The sequence below is a fragment of the Aeromonas veronii genome (genome assembly GCF_040215105.1).
Taxonomy (GTDB): domain Bacteria; phylum Pseudomonadota; class Gammaproteobacteria; order Enterobacterales; family Aeromonadaceae; genus Aeromonas; species Aeromonas veronii_G.
The window spans coordinates 4,527,501-4,542,594 of sequence record NZ_CP157875.1; the positions used below are offsets into that span (position 1 = coordinate 4,527,501).

A 15,094-nucleotide genomic window follows, 5' to 3' on the forward strand; every position below is an offset into this window, starting at 1 on the left:
GCCGGAGGCTCCGGCAGGGGTTCCGGCTGTTCAGGGACAGGGCGCTCACGCACCTGCACCTCATTCACCTCGGTCTGCATATTGATGACGATGGCTCTCTGCTCGGCCGAGGATTTCTCCTTCTGGGGCGGCTCGACCAGGGTGGCCATGAACAGCAGGATCCCCAGACTGAGGAGAAGCCCCAGTCCCAGGCTCATCAGCTTGAATTTCATTTCGGCGCCACCGCCACGGCGATGTTGGCGATCCCGGCCGCCTTGGCTTCATCCATGACCCGCACCACGCGACCATGGGGCACCCGTTCGTCCGCCTGGATCACCAGGCTAGCATCGGGTTGTTCGGTCAGCATGCGGGACAGGCTGGCCTGTACCCGTTCTACATCCACCTGTTTGCGGTCGAGGAAGATCTGCCCTTGGGCACCGATGGCCAACATGATGCTGGAGGACTTCTGGGCCTTGGCCTGGCTGGCCTGAGGTCTGTGTACCTCAAGCCCTGCCTCGCGCACGAAAGAGGTGGTCACGATGAAGAAGATCAGCATGATGAACACGATATCCAGCATGGGAGTCATGTCGATCTGCACTTCATCGCGCTGGCGTTTGGATTGCCGTCTCATTGCATTACCTTCTCTTCTCGCAAACCATCACGGGTCCTGGCCAGCGCACGCTTGGCCAGGCTCTCGAGCCGGCTGAGTAACAACACGCCGGACAGCGCCACCACCATGCCTGCCATGGTGGGGATGGTGGCTCGGGAGATCCCGCCAGCCATGCTCTCCGGGTTAAAGCGGTTGGCGGCGGCCAACGCATCGAATACGCCAATCATGCCGGTCACTGTGCCAAGCAGACCCAGCATGGGGCAGAGCACCACCAGGGTGCGGATGAAGATCAGATGGCGGTTGAGCTCGAGCTCCGCCTCGGCCAACCAGCGGCCACGGATGGCCCTGGCATGCCAGCTGTGGTGCTCACCACGGTCCTGCCAGCGGCTGAACAGTTGCCGCTGCAAGGCACCAAATCCCAGCTTGAGGTAGAGCACCCGCTCGATCATCAGGATCCACATCAGCACCAGCAGGGCCAGGATGACCCAGAGCACGGGGCCACCACGGCCCATGAAGCTCTGCAACTGTTGCCAGATGTCGACGATCATGCCACCCGCTCCATCCCGTCCCCGTTGCTCTCGGCCCGCTCGGCCAGGATGCCGGCAACCTGTTGCTCCAGGACGTTGGAGAGCTCGGTGAAGCGGGACTGCAGCAGGCTGTGGGCCAGGATCAGCGGGATGGCAGCCACCAGGCCTTGTACCGTGGTGATCAGCGCCATGGAGATGCCGCCCGCCATGATCTTGGGATCGCCGGTACCGAACTGGGTGATGGCCTGGAAGGTGCCGATCATCCCGGTCACGGTCCCGAGCAGACCCAGCATGGGGGCGATGGCTGCTATGACCTTGACCATGCCGATACCGCGCTCGAGTCGCGGGGTTTCCTGCAAGATGGCCTCGTCAAGCCTCAGTTCGAGGGTCTCCATGCTCAACTCGGGGTGTTGATCCGCCACCGTCAGCACCCGGCCGAGGGCGTTGTCGGTGTGATATTCACCACTCTTGAGCTGACGACGCACCCGGCCGAGCTCCCGGGACAAGGTCCAGAGCCGCACGCCGGCGATGCCGAGGCCGATGACGGCCAGCAACACTATGATGGCGCCGACCTGCCCACCCTGTTGCACCTGCTGCCAGAAGCTGGGAGCCTGAGCCAACATGTCGAGCAGCACGCCGTGAGAGGGATCCAGCGGCAATGCTTCCCCTTCCTGACCCTGATAGGCGGCCAATTCGGAGTGCACGGCACCGGGCAGCCCCAGTACGGGGGTAATCCCTTCTGCGCTTACCTGCAGATAGCCGGCACTGCCACCAGCGCCAAATAACGCAAAGCTGCCAACCCGGGTCAGAGACTGCTCACTGGCCGCCCCCTGTGCATCGAGCACCTTGCCGTTGAACTGAACCACCCGGCCAGACTCGCGGATCTCTTGCAGCAGACTGGCGGGCAGCAGCGCAAGCGCGGCGCGATCCGGCACCTGCTTGTCTTGCGCCATGGCGCGCAGAGCAGTCAGACGATCCGGGTACTGACCCTGCACCGAGGACTCAGCCAGCAGCTTGACGGCATCGCTCGCCCCCTGGCGGGTGACCGCGAAGATTTCATTCATGTCGCCGGAGGCTTGCTCCCACTGAGCATTGAGCTCCACCAGCTTCTTTTCGTTCTCCGCAAACTGGCTGGCCAGCTGCTTGCCCAGGCTCTGGGCGGCGGCCAGCTTGGCACGGGCGCTGTTCAACTCGGTAGAGACGGACGCCAGATCTTGATTGGCCGTCTGCTCACGGGCCTGTTCCTGAGCCTTCCAGTCTTCGGCATGGGCCAGTTGGGAGCCGAGGGAAAAGGTGATGAGAAGGGGGAACCACTTCATGGCTGCTCTCATGATTGGGCCTCCTGGCTACGGGCAACAGACAGGGGCACGTGCAACAGTTGCGGGACTTTCTTGTCGGCTGCCATGTCCAGCGCATCGGCGATGGGAGTGAGCCACTGGCTATCGAGGGCCAACCATTGTTTGGCTTCGGCGGACCAGCGCCAGGCCTGGCTGCGATCAGCCGTCATGGCCAGCAGGGAAACCCGGCCAAGGGCCAGCACATCGACCCGGCGCTCGGCGCCATCCAGCATCAACTGGGCAGGATAAGCGTCCATCCGGCTGCCGTATTCGGCTTCAATCTGATAGGCCTGCAGCAATTGACGGAATTTCTCGGCCTCGCTCACATCGGCCCGGGCCAGGGTCACCTTGAGTTGCTCGATGCGCGCCAGACGATCGTCTTTGCGCAGGGGAATATCGTCCTGTACCAGTTGCTCCAGATCGGCCTGCATCTGCAGCATCAGCGGGATCAGCCCCTGACGGGTCTGCTCTACCGCTTCCAGCTGAGTGGTCAGCTTGCCCAGCTCATTTTGCTGATCGGCCACCAGAGACTGCATGTAGCGGTTGTAGGCTTCCAGATCCCGCAGTTGCAGCTGTGCGCTCTGCAACTCTGCCCTGGCAGACACGGCCGCATCGGCCGCTTTTTCGACTCGTTGTTGGGATGATTTCCCATCAGCAATGCTGTTTTTCAGTGCGGGCGCAACCAGATCGTCTGCATTGGCGACGAAGTGAGCGGCCAGTGGCAACAAGGCCAGACCCCAGAGCTTTTTCATGGTACATAATCTTAACAATGATAACTATTCTCATTGTCTCAAAGAGTCGCCCCACTGGCAATCAGATGATTTTCTTGGCCTGCGGCCAAAAAAACAGGATACTTTTTAGACAAGCACGGGAGTTACTGGCGTTGGTCGTCACAACACCACATTAAATAACTAAAAAATGTCTTTTCGATCAGGATGATAAATGATCGAAAAAGGAGACTGACATGTTCAACGATGCGATCTGGGAACACATAGATCGATTCACCAAGGCCAAGAAAACGAGCGAGATCCAGCAGCAACTCGAACGCTTCAGCCACCAGATGGGCTTTGATTATTTCCGTTTGCTGATTATTTTCCCCATCAGCATGCAGAAATCCCATGTCGCCCTATTTAACAATTGCCCCACCAGCTGGTTTGACGCCTATTCGGAGCGGCGCTACCTGACTCAGGATCCTGTGGTCTTCCTCGGACTGAAACAGACCCAGCCCATCTTCTGGAACAAACTCGACTGTGATTCTCCCTGGCTGCCCAGCGCCAGCCGGGAAGTGATGAATCTGGCCGCCGATTTCGGGGTCAGAAACGGGGTCTCCTTCCCGCTGCACACTCCGCAGGGGGAACACGGCATCCTCTCCTTCATCAGCAAGGAAAAATCCAGTTCGGATCTGATGTTTGAAAACGTTCCCTTGCTGTCGTTCTGTGCCAGCTACATCTTCAATTCCGCACTGGAGCTCATCAAGAACAGGCCGGATCTGATGAAGTATCTCACCGAACTGTCGGACAGGGAGAAGGAGTGTCTGTTCTGGGCCAGCGAGGGCAAGACCTCCTGGGAGATAGCGACCATACTCGGCATCAGCGAGCGTACCGTTAACTTCCACCTCAATCAGGTCACCAACAAGACGGACTCCAAGAACCGCAACCAGGCGATCGCCAAGAGCATCTCCAGCGGCATCATAGTGCCCTCCCTGAGCGATGTGACCATCACCAACCTGCGACTGTCCTGAGCCATGACAAGATGAAAAGAGCCGCGTGATGCGGCTCTTTCATTTTCGGGGCCTCGATGACTATCCCTCTCTCTCCTTCTCCCCTTCCTCTCTGCCTTCCAGCAGCGCCAGAGCCGCATCGAAGTCATAGCGTTCAACCTTGAGCGCCACCTGCTGAAGGAGCCCAGCCAAAACCGGTTCCAGGGCAAGAGTTCTCAGTACCGCCAGCGCCTCAACCGCATCGCTGTCACTCTCGGCCAGCAGATGAGCCAGCCTCAGCAACCGTGGCTGCAATGCACTATCCGACACCAAGGCAGTGGGCTGCGCCACCGGTTCCCTTCCCACGTCATCCCTGAGGGATGTGATCAATGGCATCAAGGATTGTTCCACCCCGGCCAACGCCGCCTGCAGCGCATCGTTGCCGAGGCGGGCCCGACAGCCTTGTTCCAGCTCGGCCGCCGCCTTCGCAACCTCGAAGGCACCTATGTTGCCAGCCGTCCCCTTCAGGCTGTGCGCGAGCCGGGTCGCCGCCTCAGGATCCGGGTCGGCGAGGGCAACGGCAAATTGCCCGGCAAAACCCTGATGGGCCGAGAGGAACTTGCGCAGCAAGCGCCGATAGAGATCGGTACGCCCCTGACAGGTCGCCAGCCCGGCAGCCTGATCTATGCCCTCTATCGCGATGGGCAGGTCAGGCACCATGGCCGTCACCCTAGAGCCAACCATGGAGAGCTGACGGCTTCCCGGCTTGATCCATCTGGCCAGGGTCGAAAACATGTTGGCGACATCGAGGGGCTTGCCTATCTGATCGTTCATCCCCGAGGCCAGCGCCCGCTCCCGATCACCGGTCATGGTGTTGGCCGTCATGGCGATCACCGGCAGACTGGCAAAGCGTGATTGCTGGCGGATCCGGCGGGTGGCGGTGTAGCCGTCCATCACCGGCATCTGGCAATCCATCAAGACTCCATCGAAATCGGCATCCTGTGCCAGCAGATCCAGCGCCTCCTGACCATTGGCCGCCAGACCGAGGACTATGCCCGCCTCCTGCAGCAGCTCACTGGCCAGCTCCCGGTTCAGTTCATTGTCTTCAACCAGCAACAGGCGGGCACCGCGCAGGCTGGCGCTCGCACTGGCGGTCTGTTCGCTGCGCTCGGTCGCCCGGCTATCCATAAGAGGTACCTTGCCGAGCACACTGCCGAGCGCCTCCAGCAGGGTGGAAGGGGTCACCGGCTTGGTCAGCACCACGGGCAGAGGCACTCCCCGGGTTGCGGCCTGCTCATGCACCTCCTCGCGACCGAAGGCGGTCACCATGATCACCGATGGCGTCTGCGCCAGGTTGGCCGCATGCATCTGGCGCACCGTCTCCACCCCGTCCATGCTCGGCATGCGCCAATCCATCAGCACCAGATCATAGGGCAGTGACTTGGTCTCGGCCTCCACCAGCATGGCCAACGCGGTACGGCCGCTGTCGGCCACGTCCACCTCTATGCCAAAGCTGCTGGCCATGCCGTAGAGGATCTCGCGGGCGCTGGCATTGTCGTCCACCACCAGGGCCCGCACCCCGATCAACTCATCCCGGGTGAACATGCGCCTCGGCTGTGCCCCACTCTGGCGCCCCAGCAGGGCACGGAAGTGGAAGCAGGATCCCTCGCCCTCCACACTCTCCACCCAGATGCGTCCCCCCATCAGTTCGACCAGCCGCCTGGAAATAGAGAGTCCCAACCCTGTGCCACCGTATTTGCGGGTGGTCGAGCTGTCGGCCTGGCTGAACGACTGGAAGATCCGCTCGCACTGCTCCTGGCTCATGCCGATACCGGTATCCCGCACCCAGAAATGCAGTTCCAGCTGTGCCCCCTCTTCCCTGAGCACCTCGGCCCCCACCACTATCTCCCCTCGCTCGGTGAACTTGGCTGCATTGTTGCCGAGGTTGATAAGGATCTGCCCCAGTCGCAGTGGGTCTCCCATCAGGGCGGTGGGCAGGTCGAAGGGGGTATCGAACAGCAGTTCCAACCCCTTCTCCTCGGCCCGCAGCCCTATCATGCTGGCGAAGTTGTCCAGCACATCCTCCAGGTGGAAGGGGATGATCTCCAGCTCCATCTTGCCCGCCTCAATCTTCGAGAAGTCGAGGATGTCGTTGATGATGCCGAGCAAATTCTCCGCCGAGCGGTGCACCTTCTCGATGTAGTTGCGCTGGCGACGATCCAGCTGGGTGTGCAGGGCCAGGTGGCTCATGCCGATGATGGCGTTCATGGGGGTGCGGATCTCGTGGCTCATGTTGGCAAGGAAGGCGCTCTTGGCCTGGGTCGCCTCCTCCGCCACCGCCCGCGCCTCGGTCAGCGCCGTCACATCGATATTGACCCCGGTTGCCCGCAGCGGCACCCCTTCCGGGGTGCGAGTGAAGCGGCAGAGCGCCTTGAAGGTACGCACGGCCTCGTCCCCCTGACGCACGATGCGAAAATCGAGCTCTATCCTGTCTGCTCCCTCCTCGACGGCCCGCTCGAAGACCTGGCTGGCAGAGTCCGCATCATCTGGATGCAGCAAAGCCTTCCAGTGCGCCTGGCTACCGCCAAATCCACCAGGCTCCAGCCCGAACATCTTCTCCAGCTGCGGGGTCCAGTAGTTGCGGCCGGTCACCAGATCGATGTCGAACAATCCTATGCCCCCCGCCTCCTGTACCAGGGTCAGACGCTCGCTGGCGGTGCGCAGCCTGGCCCCCATGGCCCTGCGCTCGCTCACGTCCCGCACCGAGGCACAGACGCAGATGCCGCGATCCACCAGGGTCGGCAGATGGGAGAGCCCGATCTCCACGGAGAACTGGCTGCCATCCTTGCGCACCCCCTGCAGATCCTCGATGGCGGCCCCCATCTGGCGCGTGCCACCGTGGGCGATGAAGTGGTTGCGCAGCGCCGCATGCTGATCGCGACCGCTCTTTGGCACCAGGCATTCGATGGACTGACCGTTCAACTCACCGGCGGCGTAGCCGAACAACCTGTCCAGCTGGGGATTGGTCAGCAGAATGAGGCCGTCGGCACCGATGACCAGCATGCCGTCCGGCGCCGCCTCTATGATGCCGCGATACCAGGCCTCGGTGGCGCGCAAGGCACCCTGCTGGGCCTCGAGTGCTCTGGCCTGATGCTCCAGTTGCAGGGTCTGGGCGCCCATCTCGTCGGCCTGGCGGCGGGTCTCCTTCAACAGGGCCAGGGCGACCTCGCTACGCTCCATGATGGCCATGGCGCCCGCCAGCCTGGGCAGCACTTCCTGCAACAACAGGGTCTCCGTCTCGCCGGGAGGCTGGAAGCCGGCCAGCTCCAGCACCCCGAGCAGGCGTTCCCCCCGCATCACCGGCAGCACCTGCAGCTGGCTGGCTGGCCCGGCACCGAGCTGGGTACGCACATGCCAGAAGGATTCCGGCACCGCGGTCAGCTGGCGTGGTTGACGATCGAGGGCACACTGGCCCAGCAACCCCTCCCCCAGAGCCACCTCTTCGGCTAGCGGGTACTTGGGATCGCTTGCGTAACCGCCCACCAGACGCAGGCTGGCCGACCCCTGATGCAGGCTGTAGAGCGCCCCCTGGCAGACACCGAGCAGGGGCGCCATGCGGGCGAAGAAGACCTGAGCCAGCTCTGGCGGCGTCTCGGCCAGTTGCAGATCCACCTGCAGCAGGGAGACCTGGGCCTTGACCTTGCGTTGCAGCTCCAGCTGACGCGCCTCCAGCTGCAGGGTGGCGATGGCCCGCGCCAAGTCGCCGGTCTCGTTGTGCATGTCGGCATGGGGAATGGGATGATCCAGCTGACCGGCGGCCAGCAGGTCCACCGCCTTGCGCACCCGCTCGAGGGGATTGCGGATCGACTTGCTGACCAGCCAGACCAGGATCAGTGACAGCCCCAACCCTCCCAGCAACAGTGAATAGGTGAGCAGGCTGCTCTGCTTGGCAAAATCCGTGATCTGGATGACCAGATCCCGCAACGCGGACTGCTTGACCTCGGCGATGTGCTCCAGCATGGCATCGGCGCGGGCGTCCAGCCGCTCAAACTCATCGCTATTGAGCAGCACCTGCGCCTGTTCCTGATTGCCCTGGGCGACCAGTTGCAGCACCTTGTCGCTGAGCTGCTGGTGACGCTCCAGCTGCATCTCGAGATCCGATGAATTGACCAGGCTCTCGGTGCGCCACAGGGTCGGCTTGGCCAGGGCCAGCTCCTCGTACAGCGTCTTCTGGGCATCCTGCAACTGCTTGAAGGCCTCAGTCCGCACACTCCGATCGCTGGAACCAACGGCTTTGCGCAGGGCCTGCTGGATATGGGGCAATTGCACCCTCGCCTCCTGCAGATGGATGGCGCCCACCAGGTCCTTGCTATAGAGGTGATCCAGATCCCGGGTCAACTTGCTCTGGGTACGCAGACTCTGGATGCCGAGGGCCAGCGCCAGCGCCAGCAGCACGGCAAACCCCAATATCAGCTTGTGCCGCAGTGCGAGCCGCTCAAGCAGAACCAGCACTCTCATGAGAGCTCCTTGTCTCTGGCTCAGGGGGCCGGGGAATGCCGGGCGGCCTGCAGAGCAGCCATGTCCTGTTCGCTGTCACTGAAGCGATCGGCGATGGCCTTGAACTGCTCGGTGGCGGACAGGAAGGCCGCGCAGACATCCGGATCGAAGTGCCAGCCCCTCCCCTGACGAATGATGTCCACCGCCTCCTCGTGGGACATGCCCGCCTTGTAGACCCGGCGGCTGATCAGCGCATCGTAGACATCGGCAACCGCCATCAGCCGGGCGCTGATGGGGATGGCATCCCCGGCCAGCCCTTGCGGATAGCCGCTGCCGTCCCATTTCTCCTGATGGCTGTAAGCTATCTCCTTGGCCAGACGCAGAAAATCCACCGGGAAGCCGAGCTGATCCTCGGCCCGCTGTATGGCATCGCGGCCAAGGGTGGTGTGGGTCATCATGATCTCGAACTCTTCCCGGGTGAGACGACCCGGCTTGAGCAGTATGTGATCCGGGATGCCTACCTTGCCGATGTCGTGCAGGGGGGCCGACTTGAACAACAGGTGGATGCTCTCGTCGTTGAGGAAGTGACGAAAACGGGGATGTTCCCGCAGCAGCTCGGCGAGCAGCTTGACGTAGTGCTGGGTGCGGCGGATATGGTTGCCGGTCTCGTTGTCCCGGGTCTCCGCCAGGGAAGCCATGGCCTGTATGGTCACATCCTGGATCGCCATCACCTCGCGGGTCCGGCGCTGGACCTCCTGTTCGAGGAACTCGTTCTTATCCCGCAGGAAATCGGCGGCCGCCTTGACCTTCAGCTGGTTGGCGACCCGAGCCAGCACCCGTGGCGGGCTGATGGGCTTGGTGATGTAATCGACGGCGCCGAGCGCCAACCCCTGGAGCTCGCTCTCCACCGCCGCCATGGAGGTGAGAAAGATGATGGGGATGTGGCGGGTACGGTTATCCTGCTGCAGCCGCTCCGCCACCTGCAACCCGGATAGACCGGGCATCATGATGTCGAGCAATATGAGATCCGGCAGGGGATCTCCCGTCAGGATGCGCAAGGCTTTCTCGCCATTGTTGGCGAGCTTGACCCTGTATTTGTCCCTGAGCAGTTCGGCCATCAGCATCAGGTTGTCCGGGGTATCGTCCACCACCAGCACTGTGGTGGAGGAATGGGTCTCTTGGGGGTGATTCATGGGATGCGATCTCCAGCCCTGTATTGAGTGGTCACACATCTGTGCCACCGGTCTAGAGCAAGCTTAGCGTCGAAGTAATCAGCCAGCTTTCAGCCACTTAAATAAAAAACCGGCGCATCACGAGCTGTGATGCGCCGGTTTTTCATCAGGTACTTGCGGATCGTGGTGGAGTAAAATGCTTACCCAACCACGATATACAGTTTATTACTCCACGGTAACCGATTTGGCCAGGTTGCGCGGCTGATCCACGTCCGTGCCCTTGATGAGGGCCACGTGATAGGAGAGCAGTTGCAGCGGTACCGTGTAGACGATGGGAGCAATCATCTCTTCCACGTGGTTCAGGCTCATCACCCGCATGGTCTCGTCGCTCTTGAAGCCGGCGTCTGCATCGGCGAACACGTAGAGGATACCGCCACGGGCGCGCACCTCTTCCACGTTGGATTTGAGCTTCTCCAGCAGATCGTTGTTCGGCGCCACCACTATGATGGGCATCTCCGCATCGATCAGCGCCAGCGGGCCGTGCTTGAGCTCACCGGCGGCATAGGCCTCGGCGTGGATATAGGAGATCTCCTTGAGTTTGAGCGCCCCTTCCATGGCGATGGGGTACTGGCTGCCACGGCCGAGGAACAGGCTGTGGTGCTTGTCGGCAAACTCTTCCGCCAGGGTCTCGATCTGCTTGGCCAGGGCCAGGCTCTCCTTGATGCGCAGGGGCAGGGCCTGCAGCGCCTTGACCAGTTCGGCCTCGGCGGCGGCGCTCAGGTGGCCGCGGCAATGACCGACGGAGGCCACCAGCATCAGCAGGCCGGCCAGCTGGGTGGTGAACGCCTTGGTGGAAGCCACGCCGATCTCGGCACCGGCACGGGTCATGAAGGCGAGATCCGATTCACGCACCAGGGAGGAACCCGGCACGTTGCAGATGGCCAGGGAGCTCATGTAGCCGGACTCCTTGGCCAGGCGCAGGGCGGCCAGGGTGTCGGCGGTCTCGCCGCTCTGGGACAGGGTCACCAGCAGGCTGTTGGGGCGCACCACCGACTTGCGGTAACGGAACTCGGAGGCGATCTCCACGTCGCAGGAGACGCCGGCGATCTCTTCGAACCAGTAGCGGGCCACCATGCCGGAGTTGTAGGAGGTGCCGCAGGCCACGATCTGGACATGATCCACCTTGTCGAAGATGGCGCGGGCACCGTTGCCGAACGACTCGACGATCACGTGATCGCTGCCGAGGCGCCCTTCCAGGGTGTTGGTGATGGCCTTGGGCTGCTCGTAGATCTCTTTGAGCATGTAGTGGCGGTATTCACCCTTGTCACCGGCGTCGTGGGACAGCTCGGATTCCAGCTCCTCGCGTACCACGGCGTTGCCGTCGGTATCGAACACATGGACGTCGCGGCGGGTCACCTCGGCCACGTCACCCTCTTCCAGGAAGATGAAGCGGCGGGTCACCGGCAGCAGGGCCATCTGATCGGAGGCGATGAAGTTCTCGCCGATGCCACGGCCGATCACCAGGGGAGAGCCGGAACGGGCCACCACCAGACGGCTGTCGTCACGGCTGTCCATCACGACGGTGCCGTAGGCGCCGCGCAGTTGCTTCACCGCCACCTGCATGGCGACCAGCAGGCTGGGGGCAGATTTCAGCTCGTGGTGCACCAGATGGGCGATCACTTCGGTATCGGTGTCCGAACTGAACTCATAGCCCATGCCCTGCAACTGGCTGCGCAGCTCTTCATGGTTTTCGATGATGCCGTTGTGCACCACGACGATGTGTTCGGAGACGTGGGGGTGGGCGTTGCGCTCGGACGGCTCGCCGTGGGTGGCCCAACGGGTGTGGGCGATGCCGGTGCCGCCGTGGACGGACTGCTCTTCCAGCGCCTTGGCCAGCTCGGCCACCTTGCCGAGGCGGCGCACCCGCTGCAGCGGCTGGCTGGCGCTGAACACGGCCACACCGGCGGAGTCATAACCGCGATATTCCAGACGGCGCAGGCCCTCTACCAGAATTTCAGCCACATCACGTTGGGCCACGGCCCCGACGATGCCACACATAGGATTCTCCTTGAGACGTTAATACTTGATGCTTTGGATAGTTGGATGTTCGATTCAGGCAGTCATATCAACTGACAACAGGGGCACAGACCAGCTGGATCCCCTGCGCTTGAAGCTGTTCCCTGGCCTCGGGGGCCAGCCCCTCGTCGGTCACCAGGGTGTGGACGCTGCCCCATGGCAGCTCCAGATTGGGAATGCGACGGCCGATCTTCTCGGATTCGACCATGACGATGACCTCGCGGGAGACCTCGGCCATCACCCGGGACAGCCCCACCAGCTCGTTGAAGGTGGTGGTGCCCCGCGCCAGATCGATGCCGTCGGCACCGATGAACAGCTGGTCGAAGTCGTAGGAACGCAGCACCTGCTCCGCCACCTGGCCCTGGAAGGACTCGGAGTGGGGATCCCAGGTGCCGCCGGTCATCAGCAGGGTGGGTTCGTTCTCCAGCTCCCGCAGGGCGCCGGCCACGTTGAGGGAGTTGGTCATCACGATGAGGCCGCGCTTGTTGCCGAGCAGGGGGATCATGGCGCTGGTGGTGCTGCCACTGTCGATGATGACGCGATTGTGATCGCGAATGCGCTCGGCGGCAGCACGGGCGATGGCCATCTTTCGTTTCGAAACTTGTTCTGGATTCTCATTCGCCACCATCTCGCTCGGCAGGGGAACGGCACCGCCGTAACGGCGCAACAGCAAGCCGCCGGTTTCCAGCACGGCCAGATCCTTGCGGATGGTGACTTCGGAGGTGGCGAAGTGTTTGGCGAGGGCATCCACGCTCACCTCACCCTGTTCTTGAACTAGGGTGACTATGGTGTGGCGGCGCTGTTGGGTGTTGCGTTTGTTCATTTAAAAGTTTCGATTCGAAAGAATGTCGAAATGTTAGCGACTTTTTTGGAAAAATCAAACGGCAAATAGGATCCGATGTGCATCGGTGCCAGAATGAGGGCTGATTTGCGAGAGGACGCCATGCAAAAACGAGTCATCTGGCTGGTGGAAGATGAGGCCAGCATTGCCGACACCCTGATCTATGCGCTGCAAACTGACGGTTTCGAGGTGGAGTGGTTCCCCCTGGGTCAACCCATGCTGGCGCGACTGGAACAGACGCAGCCCGACTTCCTGATCCTGGATGTGGGCCTGCCGGACATCAGCGGCTTCGAGCTGTGCAAGCAGGTACGCACCCGTTGTGATCGGCCCTTGATGTTTCTGACCGCCCGCAGCGAGGAGATAGATCGCCTGATTGGACTGGAAATCGGTGCCGACGACTACGTGGCCAAGCCGTTCTCCCCGCGGGAAGTGTGCGCCCGGGTGCGGGTGATTCTGCGCCGCAGCCAGCCTGCCGCCCCCCAATCCAGCCCCTTGCTGGTACTGGACGAGGAGCGGGCCCGCATCTGCTTCCACGGCCAGGCCCTGGCCCTCACCCGTTACGAATACCTGCTGCTCAAGACCCTGATGCAGGCGCCGGGGCGGGTCTACTCCCGCCAGCAGTTGATGGATCTGGTGTGGTGCGGAGCGGAGGAGAGCCTGGATCGCACCGTGGATACCCACATCAAGACTCTGCGCGCCAAACTGCGGGAGCGGGACCCGGCCACCAGCCTGATCCTGACCCATCGCGGGCTGGGCTACAGCCTGGAGCTGGCATGAGAAGGGCGGCGCGGCGAGACAACCCAAAACGGGGCGATAGCCGGAGTCAGACATGCGTATAGGCCTGCAGTTGCTGTGCGGCCTGGTGCTGATCTTCGCCCTGGCCGCCTGGTTCGTGCTGGAGATCTTCGTCGAGGAGATCAAACCCGGGGTGCGCAGCGCCACCGAAGACACCCTGGTGGACATGGCCCAGTTGCTGGCACCGCTGGCGCTCGACGATCTGCAGGAAGGGAAGATGGCGGATGGCCGGCTCGCCAGCGCCTTCGCCCGCCTCAACCAGACCCCTCTCAACGCTCTCATCGACGGCCACCTCAAGCAGCAGGCCGAGTACCGCATCTATGTGGTGAATGCCAGGGGGCTGGTGGTCTATGACTCCAGCGGCCAGGATCTCGGCAAGGACTACTCCCGCTGGAACGATGTCTACCGCACCCTGCGCGGGGAGTACGGCGCCCGCAGTACCCGCAGCGATCCGGACGATCCCGCCAGCTCGGTGATGCACGTGGCCGCCCCCCTGCGCGACGGTCAAGCCATCCTGGGTTCCCTCACCGTCGCCAAACCCAATCGCACCCTGCTGCCCATGATAGAGCGCAGCGAGCACCAGCTGTTGCAGGGGGCCGCCGTGCTGCTGCTCATCTCCCTGCTGATCGGGGGCCTGCTGGTGTGGTGGCTCAACCGTGCCATCGGCAAGCTGGTGCACTACGCCGATGCGGTCAGCCAGGGAAAACCCACCAGCCTGCCGGCACTCCATAGCCCGGAACTGGACCGGCTCGGCCGCTCCCTTGAAACCATGCGCCGTCAGCTGGATGGCAAGTCCTATATCGAGGCCTATGTTCACAGCCTGACCCATGAGCTCAAGAGTCCGCTGGCCGCCATCCGCGGAGCCGGAGAGATATTGGCCGAGACGCCGCCCCCCGAGGTGGCGAAGCGCTTTATCGGCAACATCAATCTGGAGACGGCCCGCATGCAGCAACTGATCGAGCGCATGCTGCAACTGGCCAGGCTGGAATCGGGACAAGGACTGGACAGGCTTCCCTGCACCCCCGCCAGCCTGGGCAAGCGGGTGCTGGATGCCCGCCAGATCGTGGCGAGGGGTCGTCGGGTCACGTTGTCGGCGGCCCTCGCCGAGGGCCAGAAACAGAAGTGGGACTCCCTGCTGGTGGAGCAAGCCCTCGGCAACCTGCTGGACAATGCGCTGGATTTCTCCCCCGTCGCCGGCACAGTCCAGCTGACGGGAAGTGTCGAGGGGGACGGTTATCGCTTCCAGGTCAAAGATGAGGGGCCCGGCATTCCGGACTACGCCCTGCCACGGATCTTTGAGCGATTCTACTCGCTGCCAAGGCCTGACAAGGGCAAGAGCAGCGGCCTCGGTCTCAGCTTCGCCCGCGAAGTGGCGCGCCAGCACGGGGGCAGGCTGACCCTGTGCAACCAACCAGGAGGCGGCGTGCTGGCAGAATTGTGGCTGCCGGCAGCCTGAGTCGTCGATTCACTCAGGACCAGACTTCATATTGAGCACACAGAGCGGGGCTAAGCTGCCCCTTCATTACAGGAGCCGCCATGGGGGTGCTCTTGTGCCTCAAGG

The 15,094-nt window shown here is 62.5% G+C and carries 12 protein-coding genes (1 of these 12 running past the window's edge); 3 read left to right on the forward strand and 9 right to left on the reverse strand.

Going from position 1 to position 15,094, the window contains the following annotated elements:
• The 5 genes in view from ABNP46_RS20940 to ABNP46_RS20960 are tightly spaced (each overlapping or abutting the next) and all read right to left on the reverse strand, a layout consistent with a single transcriptional unit that may run on beyond the window.
• Window positions 1-212 carry the beginning of an energy transducer TonB gene (locus ABNP46_RS20940; RefSeq protein WP_349920407.1) on the reverse strand. The gene continues 451 nt to the left of window position 1, outside the view, so the window shows 212 of its 663 coding nt (coding positions 1-212); it begins with the start codon at window positions 210-212; the stop codon falls past the left edge of the window.
• The gene (locus ABNP46_RS20945; protein ID WP_349920408.1) at window positions 209-610 is read right to left on the reverse strand and encodes an ExbD/TolR family protein; all 402 of its coding nucleotides are present in this window, start codon (window positions 608-610) and stop codon (window positions 209-211) included. Before ABNP46_RS20945 ends, ABNP46_RS20940 begins: the two co-directional genes overlap by 4 nt.
• Complete coding sequence (locus ABNP46_RS20950) at window positions 607-1,137, reverse strand: MotA/TolQ/ExbB proton channel family protein (protein ID WP_349920409.1); 531 nt, start codon at window positions 1,135-1,137, stop codon at window positions 607-609. Before ABNP46_RS20950 ends, ABNP46_RS20945 begins: the two co-directional genes overlap by 4 nt.
• Complete coding sequence (locus ABNP46_RS20955) at window positions 1,134-2,447, reverse strand: MotA/TolQ/ExbB proton channel family protein (RefSeq protein WP_349920410.1); 1,314 nt, start codon at window positions 2,445-2,447, stop codon at window positions 1,134-1,136. Before ABNP46_RS20955 ends, ABNP46_RS20950 begins: the two co-directional genes overlap by 4 nt.
• Window positions 2,444-3,205 (reverse strand): DUF3450 domain-containing protein, encoded by a 762-nt coding sequence (locus ABNP46_RS20960; protein ID WP_349920411.1) that lies wholly within the window; start codon window positions 3,203-3,205, stop codon window positions 2,444-2,446. Before ABNP46_RS20960 ends, ABNP46_RS20955 begins: the two co-directional genes overlap by 4 nt.
• A gap of 212 nt (window positions 3,206-3,417) precedes the next feature.
• Here ABNP46_RS20960 and ABNP46_RS20965 point away from each other — a divergent pair, with 212 nt between their 5' ends.
• Window positions 3,418-4,194: a helix-turn-helix transcriptional regulator gene (locus ABNP46_RS20965; protein WP_349920412.1), complete on the forward strand. Its 777-nt coding sequence runs from the start codon at window positions 3,418-3,420 to the stop codon at window positions 4,192-4,194.
• A gap of 60 nt (window positions 4,195-4,254) precedes the next feature.
• Here ABNP46_RS20965 and ABNP46_RS20970 read toward each other — a convergent pair whose 3' ends face one another.
• The 4 genes from ABNP46_RS20970 to ABNP46_RS20985 all read right to left on the reverse strand — a co-directional run bounded on the left by ABNP46_RS20970 (window position 4,255) and on the right by ABNP46_RS20985 (window position 12,720).
• Window positions 4,255-8,670 carry a response regulator gene (locus ABNP46_RS20970; RefSeq protein WP_349920413.1) on the reverse strand — a complete coding sequence of 1,472 codons (4,416 nt, stop codon included), beginning with the start codon at window positions 8,668-8,670 and terminating at the stop codon, window positions 4,255-4,257.
• Window positions 8,671-8,690: 20 nt separating this feature from the next.
• A complete protein-coding gene (locus tag ABNP46_RS20975; RefSeq protein WP_349920414.1) occupies window positions 8,691-9,842 on the reverse strand; it encodes a response regulator in 1,152 nt (383 codons plus the stop codon).
• 204 nt (window positions 9,843-10,046) lie between these two features.
• Window positions 10,047-11,879, reverse strand: coding sequence for a glutamine--fructose-6-phosphate transaminase (isomerizing) (glmS, locus tag ABNP46_RS20980; RefSeq protein ID WP_349920415.1), 1,833 nt, complete (start codon window positions 11,877-11,879; stop codon window positions 10,047-10,049).
• A gap of 67 nt (window positions 11,880-11,946) precedes the next feature.
• The gene (locus ABNP46_RS20985) at window positions 11,947-12,720 is read right to left on the reverse strand and encodes a DeoR/GlpR family DNA-binding transcription regulator (protein WP_349920416.1); all 774 of its coding nucleotides are present in this window, start codon (window positions 12,718-12,720) and stop codon (window positions 11,947-11,949) included.
• Window positions 12,721-12,840: 120 nt separating this feature from the next.
• On the opposite strand from ABNP46_RS20985, the gene blrA reads away from it, so the two are divergent.
• Both blrA and blrB read left to right on the forward strand, forming a co-directional pair.
• Entirely contained in the window at window positions 12,841-13,515 is a 675-nt protein-coding gene (gene blrA, locus ABNP46_RS20990; protein ID WP_349920417.1) for a beta-lactam response regulator transcription factor BlrA, read from the forward strand.
• Between the two features lie 52 nt (window positions 13,516-13,567).
• Window positions 13,568-14,989, forward strand: a complete 1,422-nt coding sequence (blrB, locus tag ABNP46_RS20995) for a beta-lactam sensor histidine kinase BlrB (RefSeq protein WP_349920418.1) — start codon at window positions 13,568-13,570, stop codon at window positions 14,987-14,989.
• The last annotated feature ends 105 nt before the right edge of the window (window positions 14,990-15,094 follow it).

Coding starts and splice junctions, on each gene's coding strand:
- blrB (WP_349920418.1), top strand. CDS start 13,568: ATGCGTATAGGCCTGCAGTTGCTGTGCGGCCTGGTGCTGATCTTCGCC.
- ABNP46_RS20970 (WP_349920413.1), bottom strand. CDS start 8,670: ATGAGAGTGCTGGTTCTGCTTGAGCGGCTCGCACTGCGGCACAAGCTG.
- ABNP46_RS20960 (WP_349920411.1), bottom strand. CDS start 3,205: ATGAAAAAGCTCTGGGGTCTGGCCTTGTTGCCACTGGCCGCTCACTTC.
- blrA (WP_349920417.1), top strand. CDS start 12,841: ATGCAAAAACGAGTCATCTGGCTGGTGGAAGATGAGGCCAGCATTGCC.
- glmS (WP_349920415.1), bottom strand. CDS start 11,879: ATGTGTGGCATCGTCGGGGCCGTGGCCCAACGTGATGTGGCTGAAATT.
- ABNP46_RS20985 (WP_349920416.1), bottom strand. CDS start 12,720: ATGAACAAACGCAACACCCAACAGCGCCGCCACACCATAGTCACCCTA.
- ABNP46_RS20975 (WP_349920414.1), bottom strand. CDS start 9,842: ATGAATCACCCCCAAGAGACCCATTCCTCCACCACAGTGCTGGTGGTG.
- ABNP46_RS20945 (WP_349920408.1), bottom strand. CDS start 610: ATGAGACGGCAATCCAAACGCCAGCGCGATGAAGTGCAGATCGACATG.
- ABNP46_RS20955 (WP_349920410.1), bottom strand. CDS start 2,447: ATGAGAGCAGCCATGAAGTGGTTCCCCCTTCTCATCACCTTTTCCCTC.
- ABNP46_RS20950 (WP_349920409.1), bottom strand. CDS start 1,137: ATGATCGTCGACATCTGGCAACAGTTGCAGAGCTTCATGGGCCGTGGT.
- ABNP46_RS20965 (WP_349920412.1), top strand. CDS start 3,418: ATGTTCAACGATGCGATCTGGGAACACATAGATCGATTCACCAAGGCC.